This is a genomic window from Massilia sp. PAMC28688 (assembly GCF_019443445.1).
GTDB lineage: Bacteria > Pseudomonadota > Gammaproteobacteria > Burkholderiales > Burkholderiaceae_D > Telluria_A.
The window spans coordinates 2,577,870-2,590,944 of sequence record NZ_CP080378.1; the positions used below are offsets into that span (position 1 = coordinate 2,577,870).

General features: G+C 68.5%; 9 protein-coding genes. 8 read left to right on the top strand and 1 reads right to left on the bottom strand.

Annotated features, from left to right (window positions below):
• Window positions 1-25 precede the first annotated feature (25 nt).
• From KY495_RS11595 to tagF, 8 genes are all read left to right on the top strand, one after another.
• Window positions 26-961: a hypothetical protein gene (locus KY495_RS11595; RefSeq protein ID WP_219883794.1), complete on the top strand. Its 936-nt coding sequence runs from the start codon at window positions 26-28 to the stop codon at window positions 959-961.
• A gap of 58 nt (window positions 962-1,019) precedes the next feature.
• On the top strand, window positions 1,020-1,409 hold the full coding sequence (locus KY495_RS11600; protein ID WP_219883795.1) for a DUF4280 domain-containing protein: 390 nt from the start codon (window positions 1,020-1,022) through the stop codon (window positions 1,407-1,409).
• Window positions 1,410-1,466: 57 nt separating this feature from the next.
• Window positions 1,467-3,440, top strand: coding sequence for a type VI secretion system Vgr family protein (locus tag KY495_RS11605; protein ID WP_219883796.1), 1,974 nt, complete (start codon window positions 1,467-1,469; stop codon window positions 3,438-3,440).
• 84 nt (window positions 3,441-3,524) lie between these two features.
• Window positions 3,525-5,165: a type VI secretion system-associated FHA domain protein TagH gene (gene tagH, locus KY495_RS11610; RefSeq protein WP_229518585.1), complete on the top strand. Its 1,641-nt coding sequence runs from the start codon at window positions 3,525-3,527 to the stop codon at window positions 5,163-5,165.
• 86 nt (window positions 5,166-5,251) lie between these two features.
• The gene (gene tssK, locus KY495_RS11615; RefSeq protein WP_219883798.1) at window positions 5,252-6,583 is read left to right on the top strand and encodes a type VI secretion system baseplate subunit TssK; all 1,332 of its coding nucleotides are present in this window, start codon (window positions 5,252-5,254) and stop codon (window positions 6,581-6,583) included.
• A gap of 6 nt (window positions 6,584-6,589) precedes the next feature.
• Window positions 6,590-7,933: a type IVB secretion system protein IcmH/DotU gene (icmH, locus tag KY495_RS11620; protein ID WP_219883800.1), complete on the top strand. Its 1,344-nt coding sequence runs from the start codon at window positions 6,590-6,592 to the stop codon at window positions 7,931-7,933.
• A gap of 64 nt (window positions 7,934-7,997) precedes the next feature.
• Complete coding sequence (tssM, locus tag KY495_RS11625) at window positions 7,998-11,543, top strand: type VI secretion system membrane subunit TssM (RefSeq protein WP_219883801.1); 3,546 nt, start codon at window positions 7,998-8,000, stop codon at window positions 11,541-11,543.
• Window positions 11,544-11,553: 10 nt separating this feature from the next.
• Window positions 11,554-12,219, top strand: coding sequence for a type VI secretion system-associated protein TagF (gene tagF, locus KY495_RS11630; protein WP_219883803.1), 666 nt, complete (start codon window positions 11,554-11,556; stop codon window positions 12,217-12,219).
• Here the strand turns inward: tagF and KY495_RS11635 are convergent.
• Window positions 12,216-13,058, bottom strand: coding sequence for a PP2C family serine/threonine-protein phosphatase (locus KY495_RS11635; protein ID WP_219883805.1), 843 nt, complete (start codon window positions 13,056-13,058; stop codon window positions 12,216-12,218). The two genes, tagF and KY495_RS11635, sit on opposite strands and share 4 nt — an antisense overlap.
• Between the last annotated feature and the right edge of the window lie 17 nt (window positions 13,059-13,075).

The window sequence follows — 13,075 nt, forward strand, 5'->3', positions numbered from 1 at the left end:
TTCGACACTTTGGAGCATTGTCTTCATGCAGAATCTTCAGCCTTGCCTCACGCGGGCCGGTCACCGGCAAGAGCGCTGCTGCGCCGTGTGCGAGGCACCCCTGCCTGCGCGGCCTGATAGCGTAGCCCGCCCCGACCCCTATCCGACCTGCCACGCCGTGGCGTGCCGCATGGTGGTGAGCCGCCGCGCAGAAATGGGTGAACACGGCTTTCGGCACTACCTGCAGTACCAGGTGCAGGAAAAGCGGCGCCAAGCTCGGCGCGCGCTGGCGGATCGGACAATGCTGGAGGCGGAAGCGGCAGAAAATGCCGTGGCGTGGCGCGCCTTGCACAGGTATGCGCAGCTGCCGGCCACGGCAGGCCAGGACCCCTTGCGCCTGCTGCTGCCGTCCGGCCCGCGCCGGTCCAGCACCTTGTCGGCGCGGCGCCGTGAGCGTTACCGGGCACACCTGGCAGCTGCAGCACTGGCGGCGCTAGCGATGGCAAGCGCCGCGGCGGCGCCAGACCCGGCGCCGGCCTCCCCGCTGCCAGGACGGCTGTGCGCCCTATGCGGCGGAGGCTGCTGCACCCGGGGTGCCGACCATGCCTACCTGGGCCCGGCCACCTTGCGCCGCTTCATGGATACCGCGCCCCAGCTCTCTCCCGCGCAAGTGGTGGAGGCCTACCTTGACCGCCTCTCCGGGACGACCCGGGCCGGTTCCTGCATCAACCACACCAGCGCGGGCTGCAGCTTGCCGCGCGCGATGCGCAGCGATACCTGCAACCGCTACCAGTGCGCATCGCTGGAAAAGCTGGCGGCGCAGGACGAGGCGGAGGCGGTTTTTCCGGTACTGGTGATACGGCGCCAGCGCGACCAGTGGCATCGCGGGGAAGCGGGGCCGGGCAACGCCCTCATCGGCGCGGCACTGTTGCGCGAGACTGGCGTCAGGCACATGCCGATCCGCGCAAAAGATTGCATCTGACAATGCCATCCATCATACTTATTGAACAGCAGAGTTGGTCTGCGCACGGGAGCTAGAAATGCCAAACCAGGTGTCGATGGGCGCGCTGATGACCTGCACCTTTGGTGCGGCGCCTTCCTCGCTGGTGGTCCTGCCAGCGAACCAGGTGCTGTGCGAAGGGCCGCCCGCCGCCAACATCATGGACCACAAGCCCTTGGTCAACATCATGCCGTTCGGGGTATGCAGCTCGCCCGCCAACCCCACGGTGGCCGCTGCCACCGCCGCCGCGATGGGGGTGCTGACGCCCATGCCGTGCCTCCCGGTCACGCCGGCGCCGTGGGTGCCGGGCGCGCCGACCGTCATGATCGGCAAAATGCCGGCGCTCGACAATGTCTCCAAGTGCATGTGCAACTGGGGCGGCGTGATCGCCTTCAGCATGGCCGGCACCACCAAGACCATGATTCCCTGACGCCGCCTGCCAACCGCCCGGCGCCAGCGCCCGCATCATCATTACGAAAGAAATTCTATGCCCGTCACCCAAGCAAACCGCGACGTTGTCATCAAGAGCGCATTGGCCGATGACAAGCTGCTTTTTGCCAGCATGAGCGGGTCGGAGCAGCTCGGCCGCCTGTCGGAGTTCACCGTGTGCATGCTGTCGCTGGACGCCGACATCATGATTGCCGACGTGCTGGGCAAGCCACTGGACGTTGCCCTGGCCGTGAATGCCGATGGCGACATGCGCCATTTCAATGGCATCGTCACCCGTTTTCGCAGCACCGGCTGGTACGGCGACTTCACCTGCTACGAGGCGACCGTCCATCCCTGGCTGTGGCTGCTGACGCGCTCGTCGAACTGCCGCATCTTCCAGGACCAGACGGTGCCCGATATCGTCAAGGAAGTGTGCGAGGCGTATGGCGGCGTGGTGGCGCTGACGGCCTCGCTCAGCGGCGAGTACCCGGCACTGCCGTACTGCGTGCAGTACCGTGAAACGGATTTTAATTTTGTGTGCCGCCTGCTCGAAGGCGCCGGCATCTACTTCTATTTCACGCACACGGCAGACAAGCACACCATGGTGCTGGCCGATTCGTACAGCGCGCACCAGCCCATTGACGGTTACGACAGCCTCAAGTTCGGTCTGTCGTCACGCAAGGGCAGCTGGAACGAAGAGACTGTTTCCGCCTTCTCGGCGGGCGGCGAAATCGCATCAAGCAAGTTTGTCCTCAATGACTTCAATTTTGAAAAGCCGGCAGCGAGCCTGCTGACCAATAACAGTATCGAGGCCGGCTTCAACCAGGGCGCCTTCGAGATGTTCGATTATCCGGGCAACTACAGCGTGGCAGCCGATGGCGGCGCCCTGGCGCGCGCGCGCATGGAAAGCCTGCACGGGCAGTGCGAGCAGATTACGGCAACCACGGACGCGCGCGGCCTGCATCCGGGCGGTCTGTTCACCCTGGCCCTGCACCCGCGCGCCGCCTACAACCGCGGCTATCTGGTGACGGGAGCCAGCTACGCATTCAGTAATACGGATTACGCCAGCGGGGGCGGGGAATTTACCTTCGAGTGCCGCATCACGGCCGTGGGCAAGGAACACGCCTATCGTCCGCTGCCCGTGGTGCCCAAACCCGTCGTGCATGGTCCGCAGACGGCATTTGTGGTCGGCAAGGCTGGCGAAGAAATCTGGACCGACAAGTATGGCCGCGTCAAGGTGCAGTTCCACTGGGACCGCGTGGGCAAGCACGACGAAAAAAGTTCGTGCTGGGTGCGCGTGGCGCAGGGCTGGGCCGGCAAGGGCTGGGGCGCATTTACCTTGCCGCGCATCGGCATGGAAGTGGTGGTCAGTTTCCTGGAAGGCGATCCGGACCGCCCGCTGGTGACCGGCTGCGTCTACAACGCCAGCGCCATGCCGCCCTACGCCCTGCCGGCCGAGCAGACCATTTCGACCGTCAAGTCGCAGTCCTCCAAGGGCGGCGAGGGTTTCAATGAGCTGCGTTTCGAGGACAAGAAGGGCGAGGAGGAAGTCTACATCCATGCCGAGCGTGACTTCCTGCGGGTGGTGAAGAACAACGATGCCCTCAAGGTGGGTTTCGAGACGGCCGAGAAGGGCGACCAGACCATCGACATCAAGAACGACCAGGTGGTCAAGATCGGCAATGACCAGACCCTGACCGTCACCAATGACCAGCTTGAGACGATCGACAACAACCAGACCGTCACGATCAAGGCCGACCAGAAGCTCGACGTTGGCGGCGACCAGACGGTGGGCGTCGACGGGGCCCAGAAAATCAAGGTGGGCAGCACCATTTCGATTGAAGCGGGCACCTCGATCGAACTGAAGGTGGGCGGCAGCAGCATCAAGATCGAAGGCGCCAAGATCACCATCAAGTCGCCGGAAATCGAGATTGCGGCCGATGCCAGCGCCAAGGTCAAGTCCGGCGCGATGATGGAGATTAAGTCCGGCGCCATGATGACCATTGCCGGTGCGCTGGTGCAGATTAATTGATGCGGTGCGCGAAAATGACTGTCGCGGCCGCCGCCAGTTTTAGGGCTTGGTTGTTGAACATAACCCTGTGGCAACGTATAATCATTGCACTATTTCAGTCCGATTCCGCCATCCAACGCCACCCCAGCGCAGCATGACATCCACTTCCCTGATCCGATGCTGCTGACCCTGCGCATTCTCAGCTACCGCAACCAGCCGGTGCCGGCCGCGCCGGCCGTGCGCTTTGGTCCCGCGGGCGGCAACATCGGCCGCTCGCCCGACAATGCGCTGGTGCTGGACGACCCGAGCAAGTATATCTCGCGGGTGCATGCCTGCGTGCTGGCCCAGGGCGACGGCTTCGTGCTGGAAGACCTGGGCAGCAATGCCAGCGTGGTCAACGACCGGCCGCTGGGCAAGGGCAATCAAGCCATGCTGAACCATGGCGACCGGATCGTGATTGGCGACTACCTGCTGCAGGCGCAGCTCGACGTGTTGCCGGCCGCGCCGCCGCTGGCGCCGGCCGCGGCCAACAATGCCGCCTTGCCCCTGTTTGAGCCGCCACCGCCGCCGCCCCCCGTGCAGCTGCCACCGCTGGAACTGGCGCCTGCGCCGCCGCCGGCCGCAGCACCGCCTGCCACAGGCTATGGCATCGCCGACGGCCTGCTGGCCGGGCCGAGCCTGCTTGACGTGGGGCCGGGGCAGGGCAGCTTTGGCGGCGACGATCCGCTGGGCCTGAACATGTTTGCCGCGCCTCCTGTGGCGCCTGCCCGCGCTGCCGAGAACGACCACGTCTCACCGGAGCTGGCGGCCTTTTCGCTGGGCGTGGCGGCACCTTTCGCCGGCGCCGCTCCCGCGCCCGCCCCTTCGTTCCAGCCTGCCCAGGGAGGCTTTGCCATCCCGGCCGATTACGATCCGCTGGCCGACCTGTTCGCGCCCGGCGCCGCACCGGCGCCGGCGCCTGCGCCTGCGCCACCACCTGCGCCCCCGCCGCCATTGGCAACTGCGCCCGTGGCCGTGCCGGAGCCGTCGCTGTTGTCCGACGACTTCCTGTCCGCCGACGCGGGCGAGGCAACTGCATTCGTGGCCCCGCCCGTGCCCGAACGCGTCGTTCCCGCGGCTCCCGCGGTTCAGCCAGCGGCGCCTGCGGGCACCGATGACGCCGTCCTCCAGGCCCTGCTGCGCGGCCTTGGCCTGCCCGATCTGAAGCTGCAGCGTCCCGCCACCGAAGTGGCAGAGCTGGTCGGGGCCATGCTGCGTGAGTGCACCGCAGGGACCATGGACGTACTGATGGCGCGTGCCATGACCAAGAAGGAAAGCCGGATCGACATGACGATGCTGTCGGTGCGCGCCAACAATCCCCTGAAGTTTTTCCCGAATGCCGATGGCGCACTGACCCAGATGCTCACCGGGGCCATGGCTGGCTACATGGCCCCGGTGGACGCCATGGCCGGCGCGTTTGACGACCTGCGCGCCCACGAACTGGCCGTCATTGCCGGCATGCGCGCGGCCCTGGCGGCGGTGCTGCACCGCTTTGACCCGGCCCGGATCGAAGCGCGCCTGGCACTGCCAACGGTGATGGACAAGATGATGTCGTCCAACCGCAAGGCCAAGATGTGGGACCGGCTGGTGGAGCTGTATGGCGAAATTGCGCGCGAGGCCGACGACGACCTGCAGCGCCTGTTCGGCGAAAAATTCTCCGAAGCGTATGAAGAGCAGGTAGAACGCCTGCGCCGGGCAAAACAGTAAGGTGCCGCACGCATGGCGCCGGCGCAGGGCGATTCCTGGCCGGGCACGCCCGCGCCGCACGAGGACATCACACAAACGAGGCAGCAATGGCGTGGAAAAACAAGGTAGTCTGGTCCGAGGGCATGCTGCTCCAGCCGCAGCATTTGCAACAGCACGACCGCTATTGGCAAAGCCAGCTTGAAAACCGCGTCGCCGCGCTGCGCCCGTACAGCTGGGGCTTTGCGGACCTGAAGATCGACGAGCATCAGCTGGCCCTGGGCAAGCTGGCGCTGCAGTCGTGCACGGCGGTGCTGCCCGACGGCACCCCGTTCACGCTGCCGGCCGACGACGAACTGCCGCTGCCGCTCGATATCCCGGCCGACGCCCGCAACGTGCTGGTGGTGCTGGCGCTGCCCCTGCGCCGCCACGGCGTGGCCGAGGTGGACAATGGCATCGGGCCCGATAACTTCGCGCGCCATCGCGCCGACGATTACGAAGCCTGGGACAGCAATGGTCTCGACAACAGCGCCCTGATGCAGGTTGGCAAATTGCGCCTGCGCCTGGCGCTGGCGTCCGAGGTCGCCAATGCCTATGCCACCATCGGCGTGGCCCGCATCATTGAGCGGCGCGCCGACAACCGCGTAGTGATTGACCCGGACTACAGCGCGCCGTGCCTGGATTTTCGCGCCGCCCCGCGCCTGTCGGCCTTTGCCGACGAACTGGCGGGCCTCTTGCACCAGCGCGGCGACCTGCTGGCCGCGCGCCTGTCGCAGCCCGGCGCCGCCGGCGCTGCCGAAATTGCGGACTTCCTCCTGCTGCAGCTGATCAACCGGGTCGAGCCGCTGGTGCAGCACCTGGCCGGTGCCACCGGGGTGCATCCGGAAACGCTGTACCAGGCGCTGGTCTCGCTGGCCGGCGAACTGGCCACCTTTACCGATGCCGGCAAGCGCAGCGCCACCTATCCGGTGTACCGCCACGAGCAGCTGGCCGAAACGTTCGCGCCCGTGATCGCGGACCTGCGGCGCGCCCTGTCCACCGTGATGGATAGCCAGGCCGTGCCGATTCCGCTCGACGAGCGCCAGTTCGGCATCCGCGTGGCCGTGGTGCCGGACCGCGAGCTGCTGCGCTCGGCCACCTTTGTGCTGGCGGTCAATGCCCACCTGCCGCCGGAGCAGCTGCGCGGCGCCTTTCCGGCCCAGGTCAAGATTGGCTCGGTGGAAAAGATCCGCGACCTGGTCAATCTGCAGCTGCCCGGCATTGGCCTGCGCCCCCTGCCGGTGGCGCCACGCCAGCTGCCGTTCTATGCCGGCTACACGTATTTTGAACTCGACAGCGGCAGCGAATACTTTCAGCAACTGCAGCAGTCGGCCGGCTTCGCCATGCACGTGGCCGGCGATTTTCCGGGACTGCAAATGCAGTTCTGGGCCATCAGGAGATAACGCGCCATGAGCACACAGGAGCCGGGCAAGCCGGAACAGGACCCGGCCAGGCCGCAGCCGGATCCGGACGCCACCATGCTGATCCTGAACCCGGGCGGACGGCGCCCGGCGCCAGCGCCGGCAGGGGGCGCTGGCCCCGCCGCCCCCGCCGCCAGCGCCCACGCCGCGACGCCGCACACCGTGCTGGCAGGCAGTGGCCTGAACCGGCTGGTGCGGGCGGCCGATCCGCTGCTCGACCTGGTGGTGCCGCTGCGCCACACCATGCAGCCGCCAGACCTCGGCCAGCTGCGCGAACGCCTGGCGCTGGCGATTCGCACCTTTGAAGCCGATGCCGCGGCGGCGGGTGTGCCGGCCGAATCCATCGCCGCCGCCCGCTACGCCCTGTGCACCCTGCTGGACGAAACGATTGCCGGCACTGCCTGGGGCAGCGGGGTGTGGGGCACGCGCAGCCTGCTGGTGGCCTTTCACAATGAAGCATCCGGCGGCGAAAAATTCTTCCTGGTGCTGCAGCGCCTGAGCCAGGACCCGGCCAGGCACCTGGACTTGCTGGAACTGATGTACCTGTGCCTGGCGCTGGGGCTGGAGGGACGCTTTCGCATGGCCGACCAGGGCCAGGCCCAGCTGACCCAGTTGCGTGAGCGCCTGCTGCAGCTGATCCGCCAGCACCGGGGCGCGGTGGACAGCGGCCTGTCGCCGCACTGGCGCGGCGCCGCGGCACCGGTCGCCGCCCCCCTGCGCAGCACCCCCGTGTGGGTGGCGGCGGCGGCAGTCTGCGTGCTGCTGCTGGGCGCGCAGCTGGCCGCCTCGGTGGCGCTCAACCGCAGTTCCGACCCGGTCTTTGCCAGGTTGTCGGCCCTGCGCCAGGCCGCACCGTCGGCTCCGGCGCCGGTGCAGGCCGCCGCGGGACCATCGCGCCTGTCCACCTTCCTGGCGCCCGAAGTGGCGGCCGGCCGCGTGAGCGTGAACGAAACGCCGGGCCGCACCACCATCACCCTGCACGGCGAAGGCATGTTCGGCTCCGGCAGCGCGGCCGTGGACCCGGCCATGACGCCCCTGCTGAACCGCATTGGCGAGGCCCTCAAGACCTTGCCCGGCAAGGTGCAGGTGATCGGCCACACCGACAACACCCGGCCCGGCCTGTCGGCGCGCTATCCATCCAATTACGACCTGTCCAAGGCACGGGCGGCCAGCGTCATGGCCATGCTGGCCGCGCAGGCCGGCCCGCCGGAGCGCTATAGCGCCGAGGGCCGGGGCGATGCCGCGCCCCTGACTTCCAATGACAGCCCGGCCGGACGCGCGCGCAACCGCCGCGTGGACCTGGTGGTGCTGGCGCCCGCCAGCGCGCCTTGACCGCACGCTGCGCCATGCTGTTCCTGGCTGTTCCACCCATTTTTTACCGTTTCGGCGGCCCAATATGAAACGTCTGTTCTCCTGGCTGTTCAAGCGCGCGGTACTGGCATTTATCGGTGTGCTGCTGCTGTCGCTGGTGTTCTGGTTCGAATCGCCCCTCTTGGCCTTTGACGGCAAGGAGCCGTTTGCCGGCACCGGGGTGCGCTGGTTCTTCATCGCCCTCATGTTCGCCGCCTGGGCCGGCTGGTATGGCTGGAAGATGCTCTCGGCCCACCTGGCCAACCGGCGCCTGATGGCCAGCCTGGCGGCGGCCGATGCGCCGCCGGCCGCGCCAGGGGCGGGCACCCTGTCGGCGGCAACCGTGCAGGAACAGGCCGCGCTCAAGGAACGTATGGAGCAGGCCCTGGCCGTGCTGCGCAAGTCGTCGGGCAAGCAGCGCTGGGGCAGCGCCTACCTGTACCAGCTGCCGTGGTACCTGTTCGTGGGCGCTCCCGGCAGCGGCAAGACCACCACGCTCCTCAATTCCGGCCTGCGCTTTCCGCTGGCCGACACCATTGGCCCGGGCGCCGTGGGCGGCGTGGGCGGCACCCGCCTGTGCGACTGGTGGTTCACCGATGAAGCCGTGCTGCTCGATACGGCCGGACGCTACACCACCCAGGACAGCGATGCCGCGGTCGACCAGGCCGGCTGGCATGGCTTTCTGGACCTGCTCAAGAAGCATCGCCCGCGCCGCCCCATCAATGGCGTGATCGTGGCCTTGAGCGTGGCCGACCTGCTGCAGCAGGGGCCGGCGGCGCGCCAGGCCCAGGCCGCGGCCATCCGGGCCCGCATCCGCGAGCTGCACGAAAAGCTCGGCAGCACCTTCCCCGTGTATGTCACCGTCACCAAGTGCGACCTGCTGGCCGGCTTCATGGAGTTTTTCGATACGCTCGGCCGCGACGAGCGGGCCAAGGTGTGGGGCATGACCTTCCCGGTCGAAGGCGGCGGCGCCGCCGCGCTGGCGGCCTTTCCGGCCCGCTTCCTGGAGCTGGAGCAGCAGCTGCAGGCGCGGGTGCTCTCGCGCATGCAGGAAGAGCGCGACCTGCAGCGGCGCGCCTTGCTGTACCGCTTTCCGCAGCAGTTCGGCGGCCTGGGGGAGGTGCTTGACGGCTTCCTGAAGGCCGTGTTCGAGCCCACCCGTTATGAAGCGAGCGCCCAGCTGCGTGGCGTCTACTTCACCAGCGGCACCCAGGAAGGCAGTCCGATCGACCGCGTCATGGGCGCGCTGGCTGCCACCTTTGGCCTGGACCGCAAGGTGCTGCCGCCCAATGCCACCAGTGGCCGCAGCTACTTCATCACCGACCTGCTGCGCGAAGTGATGTTCAAGGAAGCCGGGCTGGCCGGCACCGATGCCGGTTTCGAGCAGCGCCAGCGGCGCCTGCGCTGGGCTGGCGCGGGCGCTGCCGCCCTGCTGCTGGTGCTGCTTGCCGCGGGCCTGGCCAGCAGTTATGTCCGTAACGGGCGCACCGTGGACGAGGTGGCGCAGCGCACTGGCGCGCTCGAAAAGGTGGTGCAGGCGGTGCCGCCCGGCGCCGCCCCGGCCGAGCTGCTGCCGATGCTCGACGCCGCCCGCGCGCTGCCCGGGGGCTACGACGAGCGCGAGGCCGGCGTGCCGCTGCTCGATCGCTTCGGCCTGAACCAGCGCGACAAGCTCGGTGCCGGCGCCCAGCTGGCCTACCAGCGCCTGCTCCATTCGGCCCTGCTGCCACGCCTCACGGAGCGCCTCGAACAGGTGCTGCGCCGGGGCGACGCCAACAACCAGGAGCAGCTCTACGAAGCGTTGCGCGTGTACCTGATGCTGGGCCAGCCCAATCATCTCGATGCCGATTCCGTGCTTGCCTGGTTTGACGTGGACTGGCGCCGCAGCCTGTCCGGCGCCAGCGTGGAGCAGCGCGACCAGCTGCTGGCCCATGTGGCCGCGCTGCTTGACGGCGGCGCCGAACCGCCGCCGCTCGACCCGGCCCTGGTGGCCACCGTGCGCGGCACCCTGGCCATGATGCCGCTGCCAGAGCGCGTCTACAACCGCGTCAAGCGCCAGGTGGGGCAGGCGCGCCTGCCCGAGTTTTCCGTCAATGGCGCCGTCGGGCGCGACGTGTCGGCAGTCCTGGCACGCAAGAGCGGCGAGCCGCTCACCCGCGGCGTGCCAGGGCTGTACAGCGTGGCCGGCTACCGCGAAGTGCTCAAGCAAACGCCGCTGGCGCTGGTTGATATTGCCAAGGACAGCTGGGTGCTCGACCGCCGCGAAAGCGAAGGTGGCGCCGGTGCCGCCGCCGCCCTCACCGGCGACCAGATGACGGCGGCCGTGCTGCAGCTGTATTACGCCGACTATATCCGTCTGTGGGACCAGCTGCTGGCCGACGTGCGCATCGCACCGTTTTCCAGCCTGGACCAGGGCGCGCGCATCACCAATGCGCTGGCCGGGGCCGATTCCCCGCTCAAGACCTTCCTGGCCGCGGCGGCGCGCGAAACCAGCCTGGGCGGCGCCGCCAGGACGGCTGCCCCGATGGAGGCGGTGGTGCGCAGCAAAATGTCGGAAGCGCGCAAGAAGCTCGAAGCGGCGCTCAGCGGCGAGGAAGGCGCCGTGCCGGAAGCGCCGTCCGCGAATCCGGTGGACCAGCATTTTGCGCCTCTGCACAAGCTGGTTGGCACGGCGGCCGCGCCCGGCCCGCTCGACGCTCAGCTGGCGCTGCTCAAGGATGCCTCGCAATACTTCGATGCGGCCGACCAGGCGCGCAAGGCCGGCACGCCCGCTCCCGCCGGCGACGCGCTGCAAAAGATCAAGCGCGCCGCCGAAGGCACGCCGGCGCCGTTGGGCGAAATCCTGCAAAACGTCGACAGTGCCGGTGCCGGCCTGACCCTGGGCAGCGAGCGGGCCCGCATCCAGGCCCTGTGGGCGGCCGAGGCCGCGCCCTTCTGCCGCGACGCCATTGCCGGGCGCTACCCGCTGGTGCGCAACGCCAGCCGTGACGCCACGCCCGATGACTTTGGCAAGTTCTTCGGACCGGGCGGCCTCATGGACGACTTTTTCACCAAGAACCTGGCCGCGCAAGTGGACATGGCGGGCGGCCAATGGAAGTGGCGCAACACCGGCAACGCCCCGATCGGCATAGGCCAGGATGTGCTCAACCAGTTCCAGCGCGCCGCGCGCCTGCGCCAGATGTTCTTCGCCAGCGGCGGACGCCAGCCTTCGCTGCGCTTTGACCTGATGCCCCAAGGGGGGGACCCGGCCCTGGCCAAGGTCATCCTCGACATTGACGGCCAGCCGGTGCTTTACACCAGCGGCGCGCCGGCGCGAGCCACCGCCATCACCCTGCCGTCGGGCAAAGGCGGGGGGCAGGTGATGTTCGAGGTGACGCCGGCCCTGCGGGCGGAAATGCGCACCGACGGCCCATGGGCCTGGTTCCGCATGCTCGACAAGGGCGTGCTGCAGCCGGGCGCGCAGGGAGAGCGCTACACGCTCACGTTTGATCTGGACGGCCACAAGATGGCTTACCAGCTCACCGCCAGCAGCGTGATCAATCCGTTCCGGCGCGATGCGCTGGAACAGTTCCGCTGTCCCAGCAGCTGGTGACGGCGGCCCGGTGAGCGTCGGCTTTTTCGGCAAGCTGCCCAGCCACGGCGACTTTGTCGCGCGCCGCCTGCCGGCCCCGATGCAGCAGCGCTTCGACGCCTGGCTGCAGGGCGCGCTGCTTCGCAGCCGCGAGCAGCTGGGACCGGCCTGGCCAGGGATGTGGGGCGCCAGCCCGATCTGGCGCTTTGCGCTGGGACCGGCGGTGTGCGGCGACCAGGCCTGGCTGGGGGTGATGATGCCAAGCGCCGACCGCGTGGGGCGCTGCTTTCCCCTGGTGCTGGCCAGCGCGCTGCCGGCGCTGCCGGTGCTGGCCGATTGCCTGGGGCCGCGCGACGCCTGGTTTGGCCGCCTGGAAGCGCTGGCCCTGTCGGCCCTGGAACCGGACTTTTCCCTCGATACCTTTGATGCCGCCTTGCTGGCTACGGCAGGCGTGCCCGTGCCAGGTCACGCCGGACCGGGGGCGGCGTTGCCGTTTTCGCCGGCGGTGTCACCGATCGAGGCCGGCCGCCTGCCGCCGCTGGCCGGCATCGCCATGGCCGGCATCAGCGCCTGGTGGACCGATGGTTCGGCCCACGTGGGGCCCAGCCTGGCGTGCTGCCATGGCTTACCGGCGCCTGCCGCATTCACTGCCATGCTGGACGGCCAGTGGTCGGCGCGGGGCTGGCGCCAGGTTTAAGCAGCGTCGCTGGCGCACAGGGCCAGCAGCACGGTGATGTTGTCGCGCGCCCCATACAGCTTGGCCATGTCGATCAGCTGGGCGCACAATTGGTCAAGGTTGCCCGGCGTGGCCCTGGCCAGCATGCTTTCCATTTCCGCGTGCGGCACGCTGCCGTGCAGGCCATCGCTGCACAGCATCAGCACGTCGCCGTCAAGCGCCAGGTGCGAGCGCACTTCCGGCATGACGGAAGCAGACGGCCCTACCGCCTGCAGCAGCAGGTTGCGCGCCGGCAGATTGTCGAACATGCCCGCTTCCAGCGCCTGCTGATACATGGTCTGGTCGCGCGTGAGCTGTTCCAGCACGCCGCCGCGCAGGCGATACAGGCGGCTGTCGCCCACGTGGAAAAACACCAGGGGCCAGGCCGAATACGGGCGCCAGAAGCCGGTCAGGGTGGTGCCCATGCCGCCCTCGCTGCGATTGCGGCTGCAGTTTTGCGCGTACAGGCTGGCATTGGCATGCGCAATCCCCGCGTGCAGCAGGCGTACCGCGCCGGCGGCCGGGTCGGACCAGGTGGCGTCCGGGTCGGCCGCCATGCCCGCCACCGCGGACGGCGCGGGCAAGTCGGCGGCGCGCTGGTGCAGGTAGTCGCGCAAGGTGGTGAGGGCGCCGGCGCTGGCCACCTCGCCGGCGGCGTGGCCGCCCATGCCATCGGCCACCATGGCCAGTCCCAGCGCTTCATCGACCAGAAAGTTGTCTTCGTTCCCCGCCCGCACCGGGCCAATGTCGGTGGCGCCAAAGGCCAGCGTGGCCGGCAGGCGGTGGACGCGTACGGCTGACAGGGGGATGGGCATGGTCATTGGGGGACGTGATCGGG